This is a genomic window from Bifidobacterium oedipodis (genome assembly GCF_012932425.1).
Taxonomy (GTDB): domain Bacteria; phylum Actinomycetota; class Actinomycetes; order Actinomycetales; family Bifidobacteriaceae; genus Bifidobacterium; species Bifidobacterium oedipodis.
Genome location: NZ_JAAIII010000007.1, coordinates 31,740 through 58,437 on the forward strand (window position 1 = coordinate 31,740; position 26,698 = coordinate 58,437).

At 55.7% G+C, this 26,698-nt stretch carries 17 protein-coding genes; 16 read left to right on the plus strand and 1 reads right to left on the minus strand.

Going from position 1 to position 26,698, the window contains the following annotated elements; all coding sequences use genetic code 11:
• Positions 1–406 precede the first annotated feature (406 nt).
• The 13 genes from G1C95_RS10490 (at position 407) to G1C95_RS10550 (ending at position 20,281) form a co-directional block, all read left to right on the plus strand.
• The gene (locus G1C95_RS10490; protein WP_169172904.1) at positions 407–907 is read left to right on the plus strand and encodes a MarR family winged helix-turn-helix transcriptional regulator; all 501 of its coding nucleotides are present in this window, start codon (positions 407–409) and stop codon (positions 905–907) included.
• Between the two features lie 176 nt (positions 908–1,083).
• On the plus strand, positions 1,084–2,844 hold the full coding sequence (locus tag G1C95_RS10495) for an ABC transporter ATP-binding protein (RefSeq protein ID WP_169172905.1): 1,761 nt from the start codon (positions 1,084–1,086) through the stop codon (positions 2,842–2,844).
• 13 nt (positions 2,845–2,857) lie between these two features.
• Positions 2,858–4,804 carry an ABC transporter ATP-binding protein gene (locus tag G1C95_RS10500; protein WP_417852275.1) on the plus strand — a complete coding sequence of 649 codons (1,947 nt, stop codon included), beginning with the start codon at positions 2,858–2,860 and terminating at the stop codon, positions 4,802–4,804.
• 354 nt (positions 4,805–5,158) lie between these two features.
• The gene (locus G1C95_RS10505; RefSeq protein WP_169172906.1) at positions 5,159–6,523 is read left to right on the plus strand and encodes an ATP-binding protein; all 1,365 of its coding nucleotides are present in this window, start codon (positions 5,159–5,161) and stop codon (positions 6,521–6,523) included.
• Between the two features lie 107 nt (positions 6,524–6,630).
• Positions 6,631–8,484: an McrB family protein gene (locus G1C95_RS10510; protein WP_169172907.1), complete on the plus strand. Its 1,854-nt coding sequence runs from the start codon at positions 6,631–6,633 to the stop codon at positions 8,482–8,484.
• A 1-nt stretch (position 8,485) separates the two neighbouring features.
• Complete coding sequence (locus G1C95_RS10515; RefSeq protein ID WP_169172908.1) at positions 8,486–10,081, plus strand: 5-methylcytosine restriction system specificity protein McrC; 1,596 nt, start codon at positions 8,486–8,488, stop codon at positions 10,079–10,081.
• Positions 10,082–10,119: 38 nt separating this feature from the next.
• Positions 10,120–10,899, plus strand: a complete 780-nt coding sequence (locus G1C95_RS10520) for a sulfite exporter TauE/SafE family protein (RefSeq protein ID WP_169172909.1) — start codon at positions 10,120–10,122, stop codon at positions 10,897–10,899.
• A 372-nt stretch (positions 10,900–11,271) separates the two neighbouring features.
• Entirely contained in the window at positions 11,272–12,822 is a 1,551-nt protein-coding gene (gene arfA / locus G1C95_RS10525) for an arabinosylfuranosidase ArfA (protein WP_169172910.1), read from the plus strand.
• A gap of 265 nt (positions 12,823–13,087) precedes the next feature.
• Positions 13,088–14,443, plus strand: a complete 1,356-nt coding sequence (locus G1C95_RS10530) for an extracellular solute-binding protein (protein ID WP_169172911.1) — start codon at positions 13,088–13,090, stop codon at positions 14,441–14,443.
• A 164-nt stretch (positions 14,444–14,607) separates the two neighbouring features.
• Positions 14,608–15,585 carry a carbohydrate ABC transporter permease gene (locus tag G1C95_RS10535; protein ID WP_169172912.1) on the plus strand — a complete coding sequence of 326 codons (978 nt, stop codon included), beginning with the start codon at positions 14,608–14,610 and terminating at the stop codon, positions 15,583–15,585.
• Positions 15,582–16,502: a carbohydrate ABC transporter permease gene (locus tag G1C95_RS10540; protein ID WP_240947538.1), complete on the plus strand. Its 921-nt coding sequence runs from the start codon at positions 15,582–15,584 to the stop codon at positions 16,500–16,502. The genes G1C95_RS10535 and G1C95_RS10540 overlap by 4 nt, the downstream gene beginning before the upstream one ends.
• 135 nt (positions 16,503–16,637) lie before the next feature.
• Positions 16,638–18,977, plus strand: a complete 2,340-nt coding sequence (gene yicI, locus G1C95_RS10545) for an alpha-xylosidase (protein WP_169172913.1) — start codon at positions 16,638–16,640, stop codon at positions 18,975–18,977.
• Positions 18,978–19,177: 200 nt separating this feature from the next.
• Complete coding sequence (locus G1C95_RS10550) at positions 19,178–20,281, plus strand: LacI family DNA-binding transcriptional regulator (RefSeq protein ID WP_169172914.1); 1,104 nt, start codon at positions 19,178–19,180, stop codon at positions 20,279–20,281.
• Between the two features lie 47 nt (positions 20,282–20,328).
• Here the strand turns inward: G1C95_RS10550 and G1C95_RS10555 are convergent, their stop codons facing one another.
• A complete protein-coding gene (locus tag G1C95_RS10555) occupies positions 20,329–21,909 on the minus strand; it encodes a glycoside hydrolase family 43 protein (RefSeq protein ID WP_169172915.1) in 1,581 nt (526 codons plus the stop codon).
• Between the two features lie 123 nt (positions 21,910–22,032).
• On the opposite strand from G1C95_RS10555, the gene G1C95_RS10560 reads away from it, so the two are divergent.
• The 3 genes from G1C95_RS10560 (at position 22,033) to G1C95_RS10570 (ending at position 26,546) form a co-directional block, all read left to right on the plus strand.
• Complete coding sequence (locus G1C95_RS10560; protein WP_169172916.1) at positions 22,033–24,144, plus strand: family 43 glycosylhydrolase; 2,112 nt, start codon at positions 22,033–22,035, stop codon at positions 24,142–24,144.
• 71 nt (positions 24,145–24,215) lie between these two features.
• Positions 24,216–25,292 carry a LacI family DNA-binding transcriptional regulator gene (locus G1C95_RS10565; protein ID WP_169172917.1) on the plus strand — a complete coding sequence of 359 codons (1,077 nt, stop codon included), beginning with the start codon at positions 24,216–24,218 and terminating at the stop codon, positions 25,290–25,292.
• Positions 25,293–25,523: 231 nt separating this feature from the next.
• Positions 25,524–26,546 (plus strand): glycoside hydrolase family 43 protein, encoded by a 1,023-nt coding sequence (locus tag G1C95_RS10570; RefSeq protein WP_169172918.1) that lies wholly within the window; start codon positions 25,524–25,526, stop codon positions 26,544–26,546.
• Positions 26,547–26,698: the final 152 nt, after the last annotated feature.

Sequence of the window (26,698 nt, forward strand, 5' to 3'; positions counted from 1 at the left end):
CGTTGAACGAGCGCCTACGCCCGAAAAACACACCATGCGTGAGCGCTGCAGTGAAATGTTTGGTGCACAAACCCTGTGCCTCAGCTATTTCGCCGCAACCGGCGATTGAACAGATACGTTCCCCCATGACTACCCCCTCCTCGGGATGTGGCATCGCAACGGTTGTGATGCCGCTTATTGACAGTGTAGTCGGATTTGTTACGAATATGAATGGGCAATGTTATAGGAAATGCTGATATTGAGCGATAATTCCAGTAATGGCAACGATGCTGATCGATATTGGTGCTGTCCAGCTCGTGGACGGCATGTTGTCGGCTTGGATAAATATTATAACACTGTAAGATAATTTTTAGGCTGATTTGGCTGATAGCAGTGATGGTTGCGGCGTGCGGCGAATGAGGTGGTTATGGGATACGAGCAAGAAGCGCTTGATGAGCTGATTGTCAGCGTGGTGGAGCGTCGATCGCAGATGCGCGATGCGGTGGCCCGTGCCAGCAAAGGCGAGCCGTTCGCCCTGCGCCAACTGGTTCGCAACGGCACTATGGCTCCCAGCCAGATGGCTTCCGCGATGCGGGTGACCAGCGGGCGGGTATCGACCATGCTCGCCTCGTTGGAGAAAAAGGGGCTGATTCTACGCTCCGTCGACCCTGATGATCGACGTAATGTGCGCATTGATTTGACTGATGAAGGGCGGAAAGTCGCCAATCAGGAGATGGAAGAGGCCAAGGACTGTATTCGTTGGGTATTCAGTCAAATGGGGGAGCGCCGTACGCGCGAATTCACAGAGCTGGTGAGGGAGTTCTCCACGTATATGTCTATTTGCGTGCCCGGCAAGCCGCGGCCGACTGCCGAACAGGTGGCGCAGGCCTTTGCTGCCGAATCCAAGCGTGAATCTTCGGCTGCTTAGGCCGGTTACATTGCGCTGAGATGCCTCGACTCCGCTCGGCATGCCGAAAGGTGAGTGCTCGCATGCCGAAAGTTAGGGTATTTTGGCGTGGCTAAGGGCCATGTACTCAGGTTGTTTTAAGGTTTACGGTATCCAATAGTTAACACTGTAAGTAATCAAATAATGTGAGGAAATAGATGATACGCATCTGCACTTACCTCTCCAAAACCGAACTGGCGCAACTGATCGTCGCCTTCGCGGCCATCGTGGCGCAAATCTGGTTCGAATTGGAGTTGCCGGGATACATGAGCGAAATCACCACATTGGTGGAAACCCCGGGCAGCAAAATGCAGGATATCTGGATCGCCGGCGGCAAGATGCTCGGCGTATCCCTTGGCTCGGTGGCGGTGGCCATCGTCACCGGCTTCCTGCTGGCGTGCGTGGGCGCGTCGTTCACCCGTCGCCTGCGTTCGCTGGAATTCGCCAAAGTGGAAAGCTTCGGCCCCGCCGAACTGAACCGCTTCTCCACCGCGTCGCTGATCACCCGCTCCACCAACGACATCACGCAGATTCAGATGTTCATCACCATGGGCGTCATGCTGCTGGTCAAATCGCCGATTATGGCTGTGTGGGCCGTGTGCAAGATCGCCGGCAAAGGCTTTGACTGGACCCTGGCCACAGGCGTCGCCGTGGTTGTGCTGCTGCTGGCCGTCGCCATCCTGATGGCTCTGGTGATGCCGAAGTTCAAGGCCATGCAGACGCTGACCGACAACATCAACCTTGTGGCTCGTGAAAATCTCACCGGCCTGAAGGTGGTGCGCGCCTACAACGCCGAGGACTATCAGGAAGCCAAATTCTCCAAGGCGAACCGTGACCTGACCGATACTCAGCTGTTCACCAACCGCTCGATGGCCGTGATGATGCCGCTGATGAACACCGTGATGAACGGCCTGATGCTTGCCGTCTACTGGATTGGTGCCGTGCTGATCAACGCCGCCGATGCGATGGACAAGCTCACGCTGTTCAGCAATATGGTGGTGTTCTCCAGCTACTCCGTGCAGGTGATTATGAGCTTCCTGACCATGAGCATGGTATTCGTGCTCTGGCCGCGCGCCGACGTCTCCGCCAAGCGTGTGCTGGAAATTCTCGACACCGATCCCGCCGTGAAAGACGGCGATTGGGCTGGGCAGACAGATGAGAGTGATCGCGGCACTGTGGAATTCCGCAACGTCAGCTTCACCTACCCCGATTCGCGCGAAGCGATGCTCGAACACGTGAGCTTCAAGGCCGAGCCTGGCCAAACCATCGCCTTCATCGGCGCAACCGGTTCCGGCAAATCCACACTGATCAACCTGGTGCCGCGCTTCTACGACGCCACCGACGGCCAGGTGCTGATCGACGGCCGCGACGTGCGTGACTACACGCTTAAATCCCTGCGCGACCGCATCGGCTACGTGCCGCAAACCTCCGTGCTGTTCAAAGGCACGGTGGCCAGCAATGTGGCTTATCCAACCAGCGAAGCAGACGCCGATCACACCGCCATCGAACAGGCCGTTGAAGTGGCGCAAGCCAGCGAATTCGTCGATAGGATGCCCGGCGGCATCGACGCGCACATTGCCCAAGGCGGCACCAACGTGTCCGGCGGGCAGAAGCAGCGCCTCTCCATCGCCCGCGCGGTGGCCCGTAACCCTGAAATCATTGTGTTCGACGATTCCTTCTCCGCGCTGGACTTCCGCACCGATCGTGCGGTGCGCGAGGCGCTCGCCAAACATTGCCAGGGCGCAACCAAACTCATCGTCGCCCAGCGCATCGGCACCATCATGGACGCCGATCAGATTCTCGTACTTGACGACGGCAAAGTAGTGGGGCACGGCACACACAAGGAACTGCTCGAAAACTGCCCCGTCTACCGCGAAATCGCCGAATCCCAGCTCTCCAAGGACGAGCTGGCTGCCTGAAAGGAACGTATCAATGCCACCTAGGATGGGACGCGGGCAAGGGCCCGTGGAAAAACCAGCGGATCTCGGCAAAGCCCTGTCGCAACTTCTGGACTTCTGCCGCAAATGGATTCCCGGCGTTATCGTCGCGCTTGTTTGTGGCGCGCTGGGCGCGGTATGCCAGATCGTCGGACCGGACAAGCTCAAGGACATCACCAACGAGATCGCCAAAGGCTTGCCAGCGTTGGTCAATGGCAAGCCGGTAATCGGCTCGATTGACATGGGCGCGGTATCCACCGTCGCGTGGACCCTCGTCGCCCTGTACGCCGGCTATGCGGTGCTCAACTATGCGCAAAGCTGGATTATGGCCACCATCACCCAGCGCAACGCCCAGGATCTGCGCGAGGCGATCAGCCTCAAAATCAACAAGCTGCCGCTCAAATACTTCGACAAAGTCAGCTACGGCGACGTGCTGAGCCGCATCACCAACGATGTGGACGCCATCGGCCAGACGTTGGGCCAGTCGCTTGGCTCGCTGATTACCTCGATCACGATGTTCGTGGGCGCGTTGATCATGATGTTCGTCAACGACGTGGTGATGAGCCTGTGGGCCATCGGCTGCTCGGTGGTGGGCATGGTGCTGATGGTGGTCATCATGATGTTCTCCCAGAAGTACTTCGTGCGCCAGCAGGTGGCGCTGGGCGACGTCAACGGCCACGTTGAGGAGATGTACGGCGGTCACATCATCGTCAAGGCCTACTCAGGCGAGGAAGATTCGATTCGTCGCTTCGAGGAATACAATCAGAACCTCTACGAATCCGGCTGGAAGAGCCAGTTCCTGTCGTCGCTTATGCAGCCGCTGATGATGTTCGTGGGCAACCTCGGCTTCGTGGCCGTGTGCGTGGTGGGCGCGCAGCGTGCGATGAACGGCGACATCAGCTTCGGCGTGATTGTGGCGTTCATGATGTATGTGCGACTGTTCACCCAGCCGTTGCAGCAGTTCGCCATGGCCTTCCAGAATCTGCAACGTGCGGGCGCGGCGGCCGAGCGCGTGTTTGCATTCCTTGGAGAGCCGGAGATGGCGGCTGAGCCGACGCAGGCGGAGTTGCTGCCCGCTGTTGCTGGCGCTGGAACTGGTGCTCATGCTGCTGGGACTAAGACCGCTGCTGGAACTGGCGTCTCGGCAATGGCTCCGAGCCAGCGAGCCGAACTGCTGGGCTACGATGCGCAGGGTAATCCCCGTCCGGTGAAGGGCGACGTGACCTTCACCCACGTGAGCTTCGGCTATGAGCCAGACAAGCCGATTATCCACGATTTCTCCGCCACCGTGCCCTCCGGCAGCAAGGTGGCCATCGTGGGGCCGACCGGTGCCGGCAAGACCACGATGGTGAACCTGCTGATGCGCTTCTACGAGATTTCGGGCGGCTCCATCGCCATCGACGGTGTGGATACCAAGTCCGTGCCCCGCTGGAACGTGCACGACCAGTTCTCGATGGTGTTGCAGGATACGTGGGTATTCCGCGGCACTGTGCGCGAGAACATCGCCTACGCCAAGCCCGGCGTCACCGATCAGCAGATCATCGACGCCTGCAAGGCCGTAGGACTGCATCGTTACATCGCGTCCCTGCCTGCCGGCTACGATACGGTGCTTGACGACAACACCGCGCTATCCGCCGGGCAGAAGCAGCTGCTGACCATCGCCCGCGCGATGGTGCAGGATGCGCCGATTCTGATTCTCGACGAAGCCACCTCGTCGGTGGACACGCGCACCGAGGAACTCATTCAGAAGGCCATGGACCAGCTGGCGGTGGGGCGCACAAGCTTCGTGATCGCGCACCGCCTGAGCACCATCAAGAACGCGGACATGATTCTGGTAATGAACCACGGCGACATCATCGAACGCGGCACGCATGAGGAACTGCTCGCCAAGGGCGGTTTCTATGCGGGCCTCTACAACTCCCAGTTCGCGCTGACCGATTAGTCGGTTGGCCTGTCTGTCGGGTTGCGTTGCTAACCAGCGCGCTGGCCTGATCGGAGCTGGTACTAGGGAACCAGCCCAACGGGGCTGCGGCATCTGTTACCAATGGATGCCGCAGCCCCGCTTTTTGTATGTGTTGATTCATGCCGATGTTGATGCCGACGCAGGTGCCATTTTGGGGAATGATGGCTCACGTTGAAGCAAACTCCCTCATAAAAGTGTGAATCTGGCCTAAAAGTCGCTCATAAAAGTGTGAATTTTTCCAAAAACTCGCTCATGAAATTGTAATTTTGCTCGAAAACTCGCTCATAAAAGTGTAAAATCATAGTAATTGCAACGGTTTATGGAGGTGGTCTCATGTATCTCAAGCGAAAGATGGATGCGGCACTGGAAGCGTGGAAGTCGGACGAGGGGCGAAAACCATTGATCGTCAAGGGGCCACGTCAGGTGGGGAAGACCGCTACGATCCGTCGCTTTGCTGCGGAACATTATCGGAGCGTAGTGGAGATTAACTTTGCTGAAGAGCCAAGATATGCGGCTATCACCTCTAGCGGCTATAGCGTGGACGAGGTGGTGAAGAATATCTCGCTGCTGGATCCCTCGAAGCAATTCATTCCTGGTCAGACGCTGATTTTCTTCGATGAACTGCAGGATCATCCGGACATTGCCACTGCGCTGAAGTTCTTTAAACAGGACGGGCGGTTCGATGTGATCTGCAGCGGATCGATGCTGGGCATCAACTACCGGACGATTGAAAGTAACAGCGTCGGCTACAAAACAGACGTGGAAATGTCTTCGCTGGATTTTGAGGAATTCCTGTGGGCAAAGGGGTATGGCGACGACGCGGCGGATGCCATTTTCCAGCACTTGGTGCGATTGCAGCCGTTTAGCGAGCTTGAAATGAATGTGTATAGCAATCTGTTCATGGATTACTGCACGCTGGGTGGCATGCCGGAGGTTGTCGCTTCATATATCGAAAGCGGCACGTTCGAGGGCACTTTGCAGCTTCAACGGCAGTTGGTGGCAGATTATCGGGAAGATATTCAGAAGTATGCTGAAGGCTTGGATCAGGCTCGAATCCTCAATGTATTCAGGCATATTCCCGTGCAGTTGGCTAAGGAAAACAAGAAATTCCAGATCAGCAAAGTATCCAGCGGTGCCCGATTCAAGGATTATCGTGGGTGTGTGGAATGGCTGGAATCAGCGGGCATGGTGAATGTCTGCCGTTGCTTGTCATTCCCCGAGCTGCCGTTGAAGGGCAATTACGACGAGAACAAGTACAAGATATACTTCGCCGACACAGGGCTGTTCGTATCGATGTTGGACGATGAGGCCAGCGATGACCTGCGTGCTAACCGCAATTTGGGAGTGTATAAGGGCGCATTGTTCGAAAGTATTGTTGGAGAAGCGTTGCACAAGGCGGGTTACGATCTGTATTACTACAAGCGGGAAAACTCCACACTTGAGGAGGATTTTTTTGTGCGTACCCGCAACAATTTGGTACCGGTCGAAGTGAAATCCAAAAAAGGCACTGCCAAGTCGATGCGCACGCTGATTACGTCAGATTCCTATCCGGATATTCAGTTCGGCATCAAACTCAGTGCTGGCAATATCGGCAGCAGCGACATGCTGTTTACTACTCCATATTTCACGACATTCCTGTTAAAGAAACTGTTGAGGGCATACGATGAAGGCGAAGTGGCATTGTTCACAGAAGAGTGATGCATCCATTCGGCCTGGATGGGACAGTGCATGAATGCTGCCCTGATGTTGATGTGGTAGGGCTAGGATAGGTAAAGTTTGCTCAGTTAAAGAGAACAGGAGTAATCATGTCGTTGACGTTGCCCGAGTATCTAGGCCTCAACGAAGAGGATGAGAAGAAAATTTTCATTCGACTGGTTTTGACCGATGGCTGGGAACATTACAATACTGCCGATTTGAGGCTGGATTACTTCTTGCCATCATTCGATATTCCTAATTACCCTTCAACAACTTTCCATTTTGGAGGGAAAAAGGGACGCTATGAAAATGGTGACGTTTTTCTACTGTTTGCCCGGATGCCTTCGGATGTTGACTCTTACCTGTTCGTTGATTGCCATCAGTGGAAGGATGACAATGGTCATTTTGGATGGCTGGATTCACAACACAGCATCTCCATTGAGGATTTTGTTCGGGCGAATCGATGTCGATTGGTGCTTCATGTCAGCAAAAACACCCTGATCAAGAGCGAGCTTGTTAATCATGGTGCTCAGCCGAACAACCGGCAGATGATCTTCTTTCTTGAGGAGCTTTCCGCTGACCCGGATAGTTTTATATCATTGCAATGCATTCCGCAACCATTCAACGACGTGAATCAACGAAAGATGAATTTTAAAGCATATGTCAATGCTGAAGATGGGGCTGGAAAGGCAGATAGTACCGCTTCATCGTATGCGTCAGTATTGAATGAGACGTTGGGAAAAGTGGGGTATGGAGATAAGGCAGAGAGTGTCGCCGATGTCATGGGTATTGATCCGCGAACTACATTTCTTGACTTGATCGATCACAATGACATTCGCAAAATACTTAATTCATTTGGTGCCTCAACTAACGTAAGACGTAGTAAAAACGGAAGCGATCACAACGCACTCTGGTCTGCGTTACGGCATTATGAGGATTTCCTGAAGGGGCGAAATGTAGGGGAGTCTGCTGAAGATGGCACCTCCATTGATATGGAAACCCCAAACGATAATACACTCCAAGCAGATGGTTTCGAGCCTTCTACCGCATTGAATGATGAATTGGGCGACTTCACCGACGATACAATTCCTGAAAGAACTATTATTGCCGAAACGTCTAGACGTTTGTTGCAGTATAAGAATGTCATTCTTCACGGTGTCCCCGGCACGGGTAAGACATTTTTGGCTCGTCAAATTGCAGCATCAATCATCGGGATTGACGAAAATGAACTCGATACAAGCAAACAGTTTGGTTTTGTGCAATTCCATCCAAACTATGATTATTCTGACTTCATTGAAGGCTTGAGACCGGCAACCGATAGCGATGGTAGAGCGCAGTTTGAGCTCAAGCCTGGCATATTCAAATCTTTTGTTGATTTTGCAAAACAATATGAAGAGCGTAATGTCACATTTGTGTTTCTGATTGATGAGATTAACCGCGGTGATATCGCACGTATTTTGGGAGAGCTGTTCTACGCCATCGACCCGGGGTACCGTGGCCCTAAGGGTTCCATTGAGACGCAATTCGCTAATATGCACACGGATGAAAACGCGAAGATATATGTGCCCAAGAATGTATTTGTGCTAGCCACTATGAATGATTTAGATCGCAGCATTGACACATTCGATTTCGCTACGCGCCGTAGATTTTCTTTCGTAGAGATTGACCCGAATAGCAGTCAGAGTATGCTAGGTGATGGAAGCAGTGAGCGTGCGCAAGAAACGGTAAATGTAATGAACCGTCTTAACGAAGCTATTCAGCGTGTTGGCATTGGCCTTGGAAAACAATATCAACTGGGTGCTGCCTATTTCAAGCCATATGTGGATGATCCGGGATTGAAGTTTGAGCCGTTTTGGGAACGTGACATTAGGCCGTTGCTTGAAGAATACCTGTATGGCAGTGATGACATTGATGAAAAATTGAAGCAACTACATGATGCTTCAGTAGGTAGTGTTGAGGCGTGACATGGCAATCTACGTTTGCAAAGATAATGGTGAATTCATCACGGATGGCCGACAATCTGGTAACGATTGGAAATCATTTACAAAAACTACGTTAGGAAAATACTTAATCAATCATACTGTCCAAGAAATCTGGAAAAGTCCTGATGTTTTCGGTTTCCCTCCTGACCTCAAAGACGAGGGCGAAGATCTCCATGGGAATTCAGACACCGTTTTCAAGGATTCAGGTCATGCCAGAAATGTCGTTGGCTTTCTAAGCGACGGGGAAAATGAGCTTCGGTTTGTCTCGAGATTTGCTAATACCGATATTGAAGATATTAATCACGGTGATGCTTTCATTAATTATATAATGCATCGAGTGTTTCGCCTGAACCTTTCCAAGGCGTACAAAACATCATCTGATTGTTCTCGACCTCTGTTCGAGATTTCCGTGGCGGCATTCCCCGACGATCTGAATCAAGCCTTAAGGCAGGGGCCGTATCGACAGCGTGTTCGCAAAGAGTGCAATGGTTCCAAACCGCGTGGGGCAATCAACATCGATAAGCAAATAAAATTCAATGCAGGTAAGTCTAATCTCATCGCATACAATACAAGAGATCGAGAAGAAGACAATCCAGTCATGCAGCTTATCCGGCATACTGTCGAGTATTTGAAGACAAATGGTCAATTAAATATATGGAATTTAGATTCTCAGTTGATTCAAAATGTCGCAAAGATTGAAAACTGTACTCCGTCCTATAATCCATGGAAACGTGATGATATTCTGCGATACAATCGCACGCATCCAGTGACAGGGATGCAATACTCGGCTTACTGGAATCTTCAGCAACTCTGCATCAGCATTCTCAACAAACGTAAAGTAGGGTTTGCGGGTAAAGATCGTAAGGTTTTTGGGTCTCTTATCGATGTTGCGTGGCTTTGGGAAGAATACCTCAGTCTCCTGATCGAAAACGACTTTCATCACACGCGAAATAAATTGAGAGATAAGAAAAAAGCTGCGAATGCTTCGTCTCAATTATTCATTTGTCCAGTTAATCCCTGGAAGAAAAAATCGTCAATTCCCAATCAAGCAGTGGGGGAACATTATCCTGACTTTATCTCTTGCGGCAATATGGCGGGTGTCTCATCAGGTAAATGTGCTATCGCTGATGCAAAATATAAAGATGGGATTTCAGGTAGCAGGGATTACCAGCAGATCCTTTCCTATATGCTTAGGTATGAAACCGCAAATGGGATTTTTATTGCTCCTATGTTGAAATTGCCTTCTTGTAAAGACAGGCTTTTTGCAAAAGATGATATAATGCAAGCGCTGAACGATAAAGACTGGATGCCTGGTGTTGAATGGTTCAAAGTGCTGCGTGGATCCACGTTTGATGGAAAAGCTTATGAGAACAACGAAATAACGCAAGATGAAAATTCTGTTTTCATTATTCATTTTAGAATCCCGGTATATGATGAGACAAACAAGACTTCTGAACAAGCTTGGGATGCCTATGTTAGCAATATGAAGCGTTCGGAGTTCTACTTTACGAGACGTATGCACTGGTTTTGCAAGCACGGGGGAACGCCTTGCGTCTACCAGCCATATCGGGAGGGATGAGCATAGGCGATGGTGAAATATCCAGTGAGGTGTGAGTGATGAGTATAAGCCAACTGCTGTTTTTGTTTGTGGCCGGCATCGGCGCGGGATTCGTGGGATATTCCGTGGGGCTGGCTTCGCTGATTTCGTACCCGGCTACGTTGGCCGTGGGTATTGCGTCGGTGACGTCGTCCGCCACCAACACCGTGGGCAATGTGGGCGCGACCATCGGCGGATGTATCGGTGCGTTGCCGGAGTTACGTCAGTGCAAGAAACTTGCGGTGTTGTATGCCTGCTTCGGATTGGTGGGCGGCGTTGTTGGCGCGTGGATGCTGCTGCAATTGCCCGCCCAACTGTTCTCCTACGCCGTGCCTTGGCTGATCGCGTTCAGCGCGCTGCTGATTCTGTATCGCCCGAAGAATGCGCATGACGGTGGGGGATCGGAGAGTGCCGCCAATGCTGCTTCGTGGGCTGCAGGCACCAGAAAGCCGTTGTTGGCTGGTATGGCCGTGACTTGCGTGTATTCCGGCTATTTCGGTGCCGGATCGGGCACCTGCGCTTTGGCTCTGCTGTCTGTGGGCGGTGTGGGTCCGTTTGCACAAATCAACGCTCTGAAAACCGTGGGCGTGGGTATGGGCAACATTTCCGCCACGGTGGTGTTCGCGCTGACCGGCGCGATTGTGTGGCCAGCCTCGCTGGCGCTGATGGCCGGCTCGATGATCGGCGGATGGCTGGCACCGGCCGTGGTGCGCCGCGTGCCGGATCGCATCATGCGCGCCATCGCCTGCGCCGCCGGTCTGATTCTTGCCGTAACGCTTGGCGTGCAAACCTACCTATAGTGCTGTTCACGCTGCCGGTCGCGCGATGATTGTGCTGTGCGTGCGTCGAAGGCGCAGGGGATGAGTGCAAGATAGTGAGCCGTTGGGGTGTCGGCTGATGATGGCTACGGTCTGACGATGGTCGCCCCCAGGATATTGCGCGGCGTGTCGCAAGTGCTGGAGCCAAAAAGTCTAACGTTGTACTAGTTGAAGCTTGCGTGCTGCGTTGTGCAGGTGTATCGTAAATGTCAACAAGAAGTACAAGGTTGTACTAACCAACCACAACAATCGCAAGCAAGGCCATAGGCAGTTCCCGAAAAGGGAGGCGCGGGGTCTCATGCTTATTGAGAACAACGTTGTACTTGCCGAACGAACCAGACCGGAAAGGGCGTCATGACACAGGAGAACAGCACAGGCGCGGCCCGCCTTGTCGTAGATGATGATTTCGAAATTGCGCCGGTGAACGACCGCCTGTTTGGCTCATTCGTAGAACATTTGGGCCGTTGTGTGTACAACGGCATCTACGAACCCGGGCATCCCGAGTCCGATGAGCAGGGCTTCCGCCGCGACGTGATCGCGCTGGTGCAGGAGCTGGGAGCCACCACCATCCGTTACCCCGGTGGAAACTTCGTTTCCGGCTACCGTTGGGAAGATGGCGTGGGGCCGAAGGAGGATCGCCCCCGTCGTCTTGACCTGGCGTGGCATTCCACCGAAACCAACCAGTTCGGTCTGCACGAGATGGCCGCATGGCTTCAAGCCGCCGGCGGCAACGAGCTGATGGAGGCGGTGAACCTCGGCACACGTGGTCTCGAAGAAGCACTTGACCTGCTGGAATACGCCAATGTGCCGGGTGGCACCGAACTATCCGATCGTCGCCGCGCCAACGGTGCCGACAAGCCGTTCGACATCCGCATGTGGTGCCTGGGCAACGAAATGGATGGCAATTGGCAGCTGGGGCATAAAAGCGCCGAGGACTACGGCACGCTTGCGGCCTCCGTGGCGCGCGGCATGCGCCAGATCGACCCGGACGTCGAACTGGTGGTATGCGGCTCATCCAGCCATGTGATGGACACCTTCGGGCGCTGGGAAGAAACCGTGCTGGAGAAGACCTACGATCTGGTCGACTTCATCTCCTGCCACGCTTACTATCATCCCGAATTGCAGCCGGACGGCAGCCGCGACATGGTCAGCTTCATGGCAGCCGGCGTTGATATGGATAACTTCATCAAGGATGTGGCCGCCGCCATCGACGCCACCAAAGCTCGGCTCAAGTCGAACCATGACGTATTCATCAGCTTTGATGAATGGAACGTGTGGTATCTCAACGAGGAACCGAGCAAGAACCCCGAGGGCATCGGCAACTGGCCGGTGGCCCCGCGACTACTTGAGGACATCTACACCGCCGCCGACGCCGTGGTGTTCGGCGATCTCATGATCACCCTGCTGAAGAACGCCGATCGCGTGCATGCGGCCAGCTTGGCACAGCTGGTCAACGTGATCGCGCCAATCATGACCGAACCCGGCGGGCCCGCTTGGAGGCAGACGACCTTCTTCCCCTTCTCCGTCACCGCCAAGCTCGCCAAGGGCGGGACCGTCCTCGAGCCGAAGTTGGCCTCCGGCACCTTTACCACGCCGCGCTACGGCGAGGTGCCGGTTGTCAATTCGGTTGCCGTGCGAGGTGCGGACGGAACGGTGAACGTATTCGCCGTCAACCGTTCCCTTGATGAGACGCAGGAATTCGAAATCAAGCTTCCCAAGGGTTTCGCGGCCACTCAGGCCGAAGCGCAGACCCTGCACGAGGACGACATTCTCGCCTGCAACACCCTTGAGGAACAGGATCGTGTGACCCTGCATCCCAACGACACCATCGCGCTCGACGCCGCAAACGGCACGGTGCGCGTGACCCTTCCGCCGGTCTCCTGGACCGCGGTAAGCGTGCGATAGCGGCTTACGCCCCTACGGGCGCAAACAGACGCAACATATGGGCGGAGGCTTGGCCTCGACGGAACGAATAAGTCAATGCTGATATTCGTTTCATCGACTACAGCAGCGATAAGTCTTCCGCCCATGGATCCTCGTTTGTCGCTTTGCAATGTTGCTGGCGACATACGGTATGTGCGGTTTTCTGGCCGGTGGTCAGACCGCACCGCCTAACAAATAAATGTGCCGATTTCATCGTTGAAACGGCCTATAACAAAGGAGAACAGCAATGAGAAAGTCCATCAGAACAGCCATTGCAGCCCTGAGCGCAAGCGCATTGCTAGCCTCGCTTGCAGCTTGTGGCGGCAGCGAGACTGCGCAGTCTGAAGAAAAAGAACTGACGATTTCGTGGTACTACTCTTCCGGTGGCGGCGACACGTGGGAGCGCGCCATTAATCTGTACAAGAAGCAGAACCCCGATATCAAGATTAATGAGGTGCACACTTCGTTCCCGCAGATGCAGAAGAACGCTGCGCTGACGCTGCAGGCCGATGACGCTCCGGACGTGGCACTGTACAATCAGGGCACCAGCTCCGTGGGTAACCTCGCCTCCCAAGGCATTCTCGCGGATCTGAGCGAATACGCCGATCAGTATGGCTGGACCGATATTCTTCCTGAATCCATTCAGACCGTTGCCAAGTACAAGGCCGACGACGGTGGCATCATGTCTCCCGAAGGCCAGTGGTATGGTGTGCCGGTCAACGGCGAATTCGTGTTGGTCTACTACAACCAGGACATGTTCGATGCCAATGGCATTGAAATCCCCGAAACCTTCGAGGATTTGGAAAATGCCATGCAACAGTTCGTGGACAAGGGCATTACTCCGGTTGCTTTCGAGGGTAACGAAACCGCTTCTCAGCACCTGTGGTACCAGCTGGCGCTTTCCAAGGCCGATCGTCAGTGGGTCAATGACTATCAGTCTTACGAGCACGACGTTGATTTCTCCGGAGAACCGTTCACCTATGCGGCGGATAAGTTCTCCGAGTGGGTGCAGAAGGGGTATCTGCCTGACAACTCCGGTGGTCTGGTCGCCGAGGACATGATCACCCAGTTCTGCGCCGGCGAATACCCGATTATGTTCTCCGGCTCTTGGTGGTTCGGCCGTGTGAACCAGGACGGCAACTTCAAGAGCACCTTCCGCGCCCTGCCCGGCAACGAGAACCTGAACACCGGTGCCACCGGCAAGCTGTGGGTGGTTCCCGAAACCTCCAAGCACAAGGATCTCGCCGCTGATTTCCTGAACTTCCTGCTGTCTGAGGATGTGCAGAACATGCTTGCCACTGAGGCTGGCTTGCCGTTCAACGCTTCCGATGACTATTCGCTCGACGCTCTGCCGGACGAGTTGAGGAACCCGCTCAAGACCTTCGATGAGATGCAGGAATCCGCCAAGGAATTCAACGATGTGTTCGAGCAGCTGCTCGACAATGACGCCATCGCCCTGTACCCGGATTGGCCGAGCGCCGGCATGTATGACGCTCTGAACTCCGCCCTGCAAGGTCTGATCAATGGCAACTCCACTCCCGAGCAGGCGACCGATGAGATTAAGGCCGCCTATGAGGAAGGCAAGTCCGACCTGGGCTTGTAAGCAGTGACTGGACGGTTGAGTTGGGTTGGCGGTGAGTTAACTGTTTGCCGCCAACCCAGTCCCATCCCCGCGCGAAACCCCAAGCGCATATCACATATCCATGCACGTCTCCGGTGACGATATCATAACGGCCCCAGGCGTGCGCCGCGACGAAGGAGGATTGTATGTCGCGCACTGCAACTTCGGCTCATAACAAGCGTGAGCGGAATGCCAACGAGAAAATCTACGAAAAACGACTCCGCAGTGGTTACGGCCGCTATATTATCCCCGGTGCAATCGGCACCGTAGTCATCCTGCTTATTCCATTTGTGGCCAACATCTGGATCTCCTTGCACAATTGGCGTGGCGGACGCAGCAAGATGAAGTTCATCGGTCTGGATAACTACATCAAGCTGATCGGTGACGAAAAGTTTTGGACCTCATTCAGCAATTCAATCTACATGATTGTGGCAATGGCCGTGATCCCCTTGCTGATCGGTCTGATTCTGTCAGCAGTGCTGTTTGATTACATCGGACGAGAATTCGGCGGCAAAACCTCCAGCTTCCTGCGCGCCTGCTACTACATTCCCCAGATTCTGCCCGTTGGCGTCGCCGGCATTCTGTGGAACTGGATCCTCAATTCGCAGACCGGTGCCATCAACCGCATCCTCGCCGGATTCTTCGGTGTGGAGAAAACCCCGGATTGGCTGGGCGATCCTGATCTGGCCATCTATGCCGTGATGCTGATGCTGATTTGGAGCCAAATCGGCTACCCCGTGGTCATTTTCATGTCCGCGCTTGGCCGTGTGGATCCCGAATTGTATGAGGCTGCCGCTTTGGACGGCGCTGGATGGTGGCGACGATTCACCGCCATCACACTGCCGCAGATCAAGCCGGAAATTTTCGTGGTGGTACTCACCTGCACGGTGGCGGCACTGAAAGTGTTCGGACCGGTGTACATGCTGACCAAGGGTGGTCCGCAGAGCTCCACCTTGGTGCCTTCCTACTATTCCTACATCAATTTCTTCGGTAAATCACAAATCGGCTACGGTGCCGCCATCGCCAGTGTTCTGGCGATACTCATCGCCATTGTTGCCGCAGTCATCATGGTATTCCAGAACCGCAGCGCCGCGCGTGAACGGGAAGGAGCTCTGAACGCATGAGCATGTCGTCATCCGTGAAAAACACCATCCAAGGGCGTATGACCGCCATCGAACGCAAAGATCAGATCAAACGGGAAACGGCGAACCGCCGCAAGCCGATGAATCCGATGCGATGGGTGATTCTGGTGGCTTGTGTGCTGCTGGCGTTGATCATCCTTTCCCCGCTGTTCCTTATGGTGCTGAATGCCTTCAAAACCTCAACGGATTACACGCAAAATGGTCCACTTTCTTTGCCAAGCGAGTTGTACTTCGGTGGTTTGGTGAACTTCTGGAAAGCCACGAATTTCCCCATCAAGTTCTGGAACTCGTTGTGGATTTCCGTAGTGTCCGCGTTGCTGAGTGTGGGACTGTCCCTATTTAACGCCTATGCGCTGGGTATCGGTCGCGTGCGCGGCAGCGCGTGGATTGTGGCACTGTTTATGATCCTGACCATGTTGCCCGGCGAAGGCTTCATCTACCCGCTGTTCTACATGTTCAACGCAGTGGGTATGGGCAATTCTCAATGGACCATCGTAATCATCTGCGGCATTATCAATATGGCCTTCGGCACATATCTGCTGAGTTCTGTGATGTCTACGTTCCCCAAGGAACTACTGGAAGCAGCACAAATCGATGGTGCCGGCCGTTGGCGCACACTGTGGGGCGTGGTGTTCCCGATTATGAAGTCGAACTGCGCGGTGCTGTTCATCTTCTTCTTCATCTGGACATGGAACGAGTTCTACTTCACGCTCATCTTCCTCACTTCCGGCGATACGCAGACCATTCCGTTGGCCATCGCGTCGCTGCAGGGTGATCGCATCATGGACGTGCCGACCATCAATGCGGGCTCCTTGATCTCCCTTGTGCCGGCGTTCCTGTTCTTCCTGGTATTCCAGCGGACTCTGACCAAGGGCATCACTGCAGGAGCGGTGAAGTAGTAAACGATTTGCGGGGCCGGCGTCCCTCCTTCCGTCCGTCCCCGCAATCTCTGACGCACATTTCAGCTATTCCATAACGATACTTGCGCAGCGGCGAGCGTTGCGTGGTTCGATCCGTGAGAAAGGACGACAGATATGAAGCTTTCCGATGGCTATTGGCGCGTGCGCCAGGGATTCAAGGCAGCTTGGGCCCGCCAGACGATTACCGTGGATCCCATTGATAATGGTCTGCGCGCGCGGGCTGCTGCCAATCTCGCTTATGGCGATCGCAGCGCGACACTGGGCGGGCCGATGTTCACGGTCACGCTTTCCACTCCGGCTGAAGGAGTGATTCGTGTGGTGGAGGAGCACTATCGCGGTGTGCCGGATCGAGGCCCTCACTTCCAGCTCAATGTAGATCCCGATGCTTCCTTCGAGGTGTTCCACGATGACCATGGCACGGGGTTGCGTGCCGGTTGCCTGGAAGCAGTGGTGTCCAATCCGGGAGAGGTGTTTTCCCTTGATTTCCGCTCCGGTGGTGTGAACCTGACCGGAACCTCCTACAAGGGATTGGGCGTGTACCGCGATGAAGCGGCCGACTACGCCACTGCGTCCCCCCGCGCCCATCTGGATTTCGACGAAGGCTGCGGCGTGCGTCACAACTATATGCGCGAACAGCTGCGCTTGGCACCCGATGAGAAGGTGTACGGGTTCGGCGAACGCTTCGGCCATTTCGTCAAGAACGGACAGAGCGTGGAGATGTGGAATTCCGATGCGGGAACCTCGTCTGATGCCGTCTACAAGTCGATTCCCTTCTACTGGACCAGCAAAGGGTACGGCGTATTTGTCAACCATCCCGAAGACGTTTCGTTCGAGGTCGGCTCGGAGACCGTGGGTAAAATCCAGTTCTCCACGCGTGGAGAACGGTTGGAATACTATGTGATCGCAGGTCCGGAGCCCAAGGATATGCTGCGACGTTACACTGCGCTAACCGGTCGTGCTCCATATCTGCCGGCGTGGTCGTACGGTCTGTGGCTGACCACCTCATTCCTGACCGACTACGATGACGCCACCGTCGCCGGTTTCGTGGACGGCATGCGGGAACGTGATATTCCTCTGTCCGTATTCCATTACGACTGCTATTGGCTGCGTCCGTATCATTGGTGCGATTTCGAATGGGACGGCGACATGTTCCATGATCCCAGTGGCACCATCGCTGAGCATCATCGCAAGGGATTGAAGGTCTGCGTATGGATTAACCCGTACCTCAGCTCAGTATCTCCGCTATATGACGAGGCTGTGGCAGGCGGGTATCTGTTGAAGCTCGCAGATGGCAGCGCCTTTGCCACCGACTTCTGGCAGCCAGGCATGGGGCTCATCGATTTCACCAATCCCGACGCTCGCGAATGGTATTGCTCCAAGCTGGGCAAACTGATCGACATGGGTGTGGACTGCTTCAAAACTGATTTCGGTGAATCCATCCCCACCAACGTGGTATATGACAATGGTGCCGATCCGGTGGCGATGCACAACTACTACACCTATCTGTACAACGAAACGGTGTACCGCTACCTGGAGCAGCGGCAAGGCAAGGGGCAGGCAGTGCTATTCGCCCGCTCAGCTACTGTGGGAGGCCAGCAGTTCCCAGTGCATTGGGGCGGTGACTGCGAATCCACCTATCCTGCGATGTCTGAATCACTGCGGGGTGGCTTGTCGCTGATGAGCTCCGGTTTTGGGTATTGGGCGCATGACATTGGTGGATTCGAAGGTGATCCCGGTCCTGACTTGTATAAGCGCTGGGTGCAGTTCGGGCTGCTGTCGACGCATTCGCGTCTGCATGGTTCGAAAACCGTGCGTGTGCCGTGGGCCTTCGATGAGGAATCGTGTGATGTGCTGCGCACATTCACCAAGCTCAAGCTCTCCCTGCTGCCGTATCTGGCGCGAGGATCCCGTCAGGTCAGTGAGGACGGCATCCCGTTGATGCGTCCGATGGCATTGGAATTCCCCCATGACCCTGCGGTGCGGTATCTGGATCGCCAGTACATGCTGGGTGACGATCTGCTGGTTGCTCCGGTGTTCTCGCCGGATGGTTGCGTGGAATACTATGTGCCCGAAGGCGAATGGACCAATTACCTGACCGGGGAACGTATCGTCGGTCCTGCATGGGTGACCGGCACGTTTGACTACATGTCATTGCCGCTGATGGTTCGTCCTGGTGCCGTAATCCCCGTGCAAGAAGGCCGCGTCGATACTGAAGGTGATTTGCTGGATGGCGTGACCCTTAAGGTGTTTGCTCCCGAGGCGTTGGGTGAGGAATGGACGAGCGTGGAGCTTCGCCGCGGATTCGAACAGGATGCCGCCGTTGTGGAATTCCGTATGCGTCGCATAGGCAACGCATTGCAGGCACAAGCTTCGGACACGGGCCTTGCTTGGTCGATTATGGTGGGCGATAAGCAGGCTCATGCATGTCAGGGTGCGGCAGAACTGACGTGGTGATCGCTGGCTGATGCCTGAATGTCCGTTAGAGGACAGGTTTCGGGGGCAAGTTTCGCTTCTTTAAGCGGACTTGCCCTTTTTCATAATGCTTTTTGATGCGACGCATACCAATGAGGGAGTTTGCGATGGTATACATAGAAGAAAACATGGGCTCTCGGGCAGCGACGCTCGTGGAAGTCTTGGAACATCGGAGGGAGCGTATGGCGGGGCGCGTAACCATTAAGGACGTGGCGCGGGAGGCTCAGGTCTCCATCAAAACGGTGTCTAATGTGCTGAATAACCGCGGCAGCATGCGCCCGGAGACGCGGCAGCGCGTCGAAGACACCATGCGACGGCTTGGATACACGCTGAACGTGTCCGCGCGCGCGATGAAAACCGGCGGTACGCGTCTCATCGGATTGGGTATTTTTGACTTCTCCCAGCCATTCGCCCCCTATCTGGCGGATATCGTCATTGAATACGCCAAACAGCGCGAATATGGCGTAATCATCAATACATATGGTTCGGGAGGCGAAGGCCTGCCGACCATTATCGACGACACCTACAGGCTTGGTGCCGACGGCTGGCTGTTCTTCACGGAACGCCCGTTGGCGCACAAGGGAGCAGTGCTGCGACAGCCATATCCGGTGGTACTGGCAGGCGATTATCTGGCGTATGGTGCTGCCGATGCGGTTACCATGCCCAATGTCGAAGCATTGGCCAGTGTGGTTGGGCGTTTGATCGATGAAGGGCATGAACGTATCGCATTGTTGGGTGCTTCGGATGTCAAATTGACCGGTGACGTGTCTTCTCGCCAAGTCTGTTGCCGGTTGAGCGCCCTAGGAGAGCGTGCGATTGATGCCACGCTTGCGTCGCCGGAAGGCACGCAGGCCCTGCGCGTGCAGGGGTATGCCAAAGCCTTCGTGGATCGAGGTATGCCGGTGGATTGGCGGCTGGCAATTACGGTACCACTGTGGAATCAGGCCGGAGGCGTGCGGGCAATTGACGCGCTGCTCGACGGCATGAACATCACCGATTGCCCCGAGATCATCGTCTGTTTGAACGATGCCATGGCGTTTGGCGCGATGCATGAATTGCAGCGGCGTGGCCTGCGCGTGCCCGACGATGTGCAGGTAATCGGATTCGATAATGTGCCTGAAGGGCAGTATTCCGTGCCTTCGCTGACCACCATCGATCCGCACGTTGAGACTTATGCGCGCCGGGCGGTGGACATGCTGATCGAACGTATCGAAGGATATGATGGCCCGGCGCGCACCTATGTCACCGATTTCGCATTGGTCGAGCGCGAATCCACGCGACTGTGACGCTGCTGTGACACTGCGCATGCTGCGGCATCTGTCTGCCGCCGAACTCACACTTTCGACGCCCAAATGGATTGGTTGCCGCCGATAGCACTGAACGTCATCACCTGCTTCAAATCCTTGTCTCGCGGAAGATCGGCGAATGCACCGGCGTAGGTCGTCTCACCATCGTCTGAGGTAAGCGTGATGGTCATCTGATTCGAGCCCTCGCTAACGTTCCATGTGCCGGTGCGCTCGCCGGATACGGTGCCGTTGGCGTGCAGCGTAATCGATACTGGCAGTTCGACGCCTTTGTATTGCGTGCCGGAGTTATCGCCATCGGACTTGGCGGTGGCTTGCAATCCTTGGAAGAACGTGGCGGTCTTGTGGACGACCAGTTCGTAGTCGCCGCTCAACTCGCTGGTTGCGTAGCCTGCGCTCGCGGCTTTGACGCCGGTGTATTCGTATGGTGCGGCTGTCAGCCAACCGTCGGCGGTGGGCAGCAGCTCACGCACGCGCACCTCATGTTCTTCGCCGCGCGATGAGAAACGAGTGTGGTACACGATATAGGCCGTGCCGTCGTCGTCAACCATTGCCGAATTATGGCCCTGTGCCACTTCGATGGCATCGCTGTCGTTGCCGCTCCACTGCACGGACGACATTAGTCGGATGCCGGTGCCGCCCAGCCAGTTTTCGGTGATGGAAGAGGTGAAAATCGCGCTGTTGCCGGCTTCGTCAAGATAAGGGCCGGTGATGTCCTTGGAGCGGAACAGGCGCACCTGATAGCCGCCGGTCTGCTGCAGCGCGGCATAGGACACGAACAAATACCAGTAGCCATTGGTATTAAGCAGGTAGGAGCCTTCGCCGCTGACGGCGTGGCCGCCGGCGATTTTGACGCCATAATAGGGGTCCGAGCGATCCTCGACCTGATTGTAGGTGGTGCTGTAATCGCGCAGGCCGGTGGCTGGGTCAAGCTTGAGCATCCACAGACCACCGAACCAGGAACCAAAGGTCATCCACATCGTGCCGTCCTCGTCATAGGTGACGCAGGGGTCGATGGCGTTGATTTCGGTGTCGCCGGGGGAGAGGTAGCGACTGGGCGTGGTATCGCTGCCCAACACCTGCGGCACGTCAGTAGCGGCCATGGTATCGGTGCGGAACCCGGAATACACCACCGGCCCCACATAGGTCCAGTCGCCTTCGATATCGTCGGCGGTGAGCAGCACGATTACCGACTTGTAGTTGGTGCCGTTGACGGACATGTACATGCACCATTTGCCCATGGTTTCGTTCCATACCACCTCAGGGGCCCACATATTACCGGTGAGATCGGAGTTGGCGGGCTGCTTGGGCCAGGCCTGCCAGATATCGCCGAGGATGTCTTTGAAATCGGTGCTCAGATTGTTGGAGAAAGTTTCCCAGTTGACCAGATCGGTGGATTTTGCCCATGCACGGTGCGACCCGAACACATAGTAGGTATCGTTGGCTTTGACCACGGAGGGATCGTGCACGGAAACACGCTTGATATCAGAGACTTGGTCGACGATGGCACCGGAACTATGGCTGGGGGCCGTGCAGCCGGTGAGCGCCAGTGTGGTCGCGGCCATTCCCGCTGCGAGACGGTGTGACAGACGGGTGCGTGGTGCGGTCATATGGGAGCCTCCTATGGTGGGCCTGCGTCATGGTTCGACACGACGGAGTTGTACAACGATGTAAATTTCAATTACAATTATACAACGTTGTAAACATGAAAAGCAACCGGAAAGGCGTCGCCAATGCAGGGCACCTACTCGCTGTTGAGTTATACACGCATCCCCACCAGTCGTGAGGAGGCGAATAATGCCGATATCGCGCTGAGCATGCATCTCGCGCTGCGCTCCCATGTTGATGGCGAATGGACGCCGCTGAACGAGAACTATGGCATTTTCTTTGCGGCTGCGGTGCCGTTGGCCACTGTGCCGACCCATGCCAGAGGTGCGTTGAGTGCGTCATCCCATTTCTCGGGCGAAGGCGATGCGCCGGCCTCCGCGGCCGTGGAACTTCAGGCGGCGATGCCTGACGTCGATATCGTTTTGAAAAGCCTGATCGATCCCTATCTGTTCCGCCTCAAAGACGGACGTTTCGCCATCGTTGCCACACGCACCGCCCGCGGCGGCGAATCAGATGGATCCGAGCGAAACTCCTTTCTCTTGGCTGTCAGTGCAGATCTGCTGTCGTATACACAACTGGGTCAGGTCACGGTGGCTGATACTCACGGCGTGCATCGGCCGGCTGCTGCATACGATGCCGCACACGACTGCTATGTGGTGCGCTGGCAGGATGATGACGGCAATATGGCTGCCGCGACAGTGCGTGATTTGGTTGCGGCGGCGGGCGGAGACGCCCTGACTCCCTCGGCACAGGCCTTGGCATGGTCGGATGTTGTTACCGATTATGCGGCGCAGGATGAGGAATATGGCATCGCCGGCTGCGTGCCGGGCAACGTTATTGCCATCGATAAAAGCGAGGCTGAGCGACTGACGGTGCGTTTCGGCCGTGTGCACAACACCAGCGCCACCGTGCGCCCGGCCCGACTCTCCGCATCACTGCGCGGCGAAGAGGCGCGGGAGGCCGTGGAAGTGCTGAACAAAACCACGGTGACGTTGGGCTATTCCGATGGCTCGTCCACCGTGCGTCGCGTGGATTGGGACCAAGCCCAGTTGGCACAGCTCGGCGAACAGGCCGTCGCAGGCAAGTTGCGACCCGGCCAGCGCTTGCGCATAGATGGACGCGTGCGCCAGACCGTGTATCCGGTGCCGTTCGCGGTCGAACGTGCCGATCCGTCGGTGTTTGCATGGCGCTACAACGGCAAACCGCTGTTCCTGTTCATCGCCACCGACGACACCGATGGCAACTGCATCGATCCCAACGGCGGTGCCACGCATATGCCATTGCGCGTGGCCGAGTCCATCGTCGAACTGTCCGACGAAGCCGGCGGGCGCGAACGTGAGGTTGATGTGCTGGTGCGCGGCGACCTGAACAGCGAAGGCCGTGAGATGACCGGCTGCTTCTGGGCACCCGAATTGCACGTTATCGCAGGTCGCCTGTCGATTCTGTTCATGCCTTGCTTCGACGGCGAGGCCGAGAACCCCGATGGCTCGGCGAACGAACGGGCCGGCAAGCCGGATATGTGGACCGGCAGCTGCCATATCATGCAACTGAAACAGGATGAGGATGGCCGTGATCTTGATCCGCGTGACAAAGCCAATTGGAGCGTTCCCGAACCGATTCTTGGGCCCGAAGGCGAATCGTTGAACCCAGTGCAGCGCATCAGCCTGGATATGACGGTGCTGCAGGATTCCGGCCGCTGGTATTACGCCTGGCAGCAGGTGGGCAGCGTGTGGATCGCGCGCTTCGATCCGGAGCATCCCGCCCGCCTGACGAGCGCACCCAAGCAGATTGTCGTGCCGGAATTCGCATGGGACAACCTCATCGCCGAAGGCCCGAACGCCATTGTGCATGAAGGACGCATCTACCTGATCTATTCCGGCTCTTTGGTCGGCATCGACTACACCACCGGTCTGATCAGTGCGCCGGCCGGGCGTCGCGCCGATCTGACGGATCCGGGCGTATGGACCAAGCTTGATTATCCACTGCAGAAATCAGGCATGTACAACGGCGAATGGCAGCTGGGCACCGGCCATGGCATGTGGTCGCATGATGAGGATGGCAATCTGATTTATGTATTCCACAACGCCGAATACTCCGAAGGGCATTATGGCGGGCGCGACGCCCAGGTGCGGCGCGTGCATTGGGCCTCGGATGGTATGCCAATCCTCGACATGCAGGCTGACGAGGAACTTAACCCAAGCTATGCTTGTATAACGATGGAAATTGTGGTGCGCTGAAGCCCCGACCAAACATCGCCGGGGGACGTTGCGCGAATTCCCCTCAAACGAGAACAGAATATGGAGCGATAATGGCCAGAAGAACTATCGGAAAGGCCGGCGAGCACGTCGTCACCATGCGTGACGTCGCCAAGCTTGCAGGCGTATCGATTAAAACAGTTTCCAACGTGGTCAATGACTATGAATTCGTGTCCCAGTCGACGCGAGACAAAGTCAATCAAGCCATCGACGAGCTGGGATATACGGTGAATATGTCCGCGCGCAACCTGCGCAAGGGCCAGACCGGCATCATCGGTCTAGCCGTACCCGATTTGCAGCTGCCGTATTTTGCGCAACTGAGTTCGCTGGTTATCGAAGAAGCGAAGAAGGTCGGCCTGCGTGTGATCGTGGAGCCCACGCAGTATTCGCGCGAAGGTGAATTCGATGCGTTGCTCGGCTCCCAGCAATCCATGATGGACGGTCTGATCTACAGCCCGCTGGAACTGGCGAAATCGGATCTCGACGATATCAATTTGGACTATCCAATGGTGCTGATCGGCGAACGCATCTTCACTGATCGCTACGACCATATTTCCACGGAAAACGTTGAAGGTGCTAAGCGTGCGACCCAATACCTGTTGCAAACCGGGTGCCGGCATATCGCCGTGCTGGGCACCCACCCCGGCGAAGATATCGGTTCGGCAAGTCTGCGTTTGCGGGGTTACAAGGAAGCGCTGGAAGAGGGTGGCATCGAATTCGATTCAGCATTGGAAGTCCCGGCCGGGTTCTGGCGTCGTAATGAAGGCGTCGAAGCGATGAACGCTCTGCTGGATTCAGGCGTTGAAGTCGACGGTGTGGTGGCTCTGAACGACATGCTGGCCTCTGGTGCTATGTATGCCATTCAGATGAGGGGGTTGAAAATCCCCGATGATATTTCGGTGATCGGCTTTGATAATTCCGATGATTCGCAATATATGTCACCTGCGCTCAGCTCGATTGCGCCAGGACTGGATGCGGTGGCCAGATTGTCGGTCAAGGTGCTTCAAGACCGTATAGCCGGAGTGGCGCCGTTTGGCGTTGCCGAAGGCGTATCAGTGTTCCGCAAGGTCACCTCGTCGCTGGTGGTGCGCCAGTCCACGCGTGTGCTGGATCCTTCGATCCGGCTGTAAGAGGTGAGATTAAGCGCGGTCGGATTCGGCCGGTTTCTCGGACGGGGTTGAGTAGATCTGGATTTGCGCTTGTGCTTGATGATTTAGGGGTGTGAGGGATGCGTGCTGCGGCATGCATCCCTCAATTTTTCTTGCGGGTGCTATAAGGCACGCCGATGGTTTACATCGTTATAAATTATGCTATATTCAACGATGAAAATATTGGAATCATTGGATTGCAAAGGTTGAACAATGGCTGTTTATAACAATCCTCTCGTATTGCAGCGCGCGGATCCATGGGTGCTGAAGGAACAAGGCGAATACTGGTTCACCGCCTCCGACCCCGAATACAACGTCATCGCCATCCGCCATGCCTCCACCCTCGCCGACCTGCAGTCCGCACCGGAAACCGTGGTGTGGCGCAAGCATGACGAAGGTGCCGCCAGCAAATACATCTGGGCGCCCGAGTTGCACCGTGTGAACGGCGCTTGGTATATCTACTTCGCCGGCGCGGCCACCGACTTCGAAGCCAGCGGCATGCCCACCCACCGCATGTTCGTGCTGGAAAACACCGATGAGGATCCCACGACCGACAACTGGGTGGAAAAGGGGCAGATCATCACCCCGATGGATTCGTTCTCCCTTGACGCCACCAGCACGGTAATCGACGGCGTGCAGTATCTCGTGTGGGCGCAGAAGGATTACGACATCCCCGGCAATTCCAACCTCTACATCGCCCGTATGAAGAATCCGTGGACGCTCGAGACGGAACCGGTGATGCTCACCAAGCCCGAATATGACTGGGAGTGCATCGACTTCCTGGTTAACGAGGGGCCTGCGTTCCTGTTCCACGATGACAAGATCTTCATCACCTACTCGGCGTCCGGCACCGGTGTGCCTTACGCCGTGGGCCTGCTGACCGCCGATCGCGGCGCTGATCTGCTCGACCCCGCCAGCTGGACCAAGAGCCCGGTGCCGGTATTCAAAACCTGCGCCGAAAACGGACAGTATGGCCCCGGCCATAACTCGTTCACCAAGGCGGAGGACGGCGAAACCGACCTCATGATCTACCACTGCCGCAATTACACCGATATCAAGGGCGATCCGCTGTTCGACCCCAACCGCCATGCCCGCGTCGGCGTGGTGCGATGGAATGCCGACGGCACCCCCGACTTCGGTGTGCCCGAACCCGATACTCTGTGGTCGCCCTCGACCACCGAAGTGCTACCGGCGGATGGTGGCCCTCATGCGGGCGAAAGGATTGCGGCCGTCTAAAAACGGTGCGTGGGCTGGACGCATATGCCCCGCAACACGCGCGACGCGCCCGTTTGTACAACGATGAAAATTCATGTACAATCAAAAATACATCGTTGGAAATCAATGAAGAGCACGCCTCAGGCGAATACCAAGATGTTGGTCTCTGACCA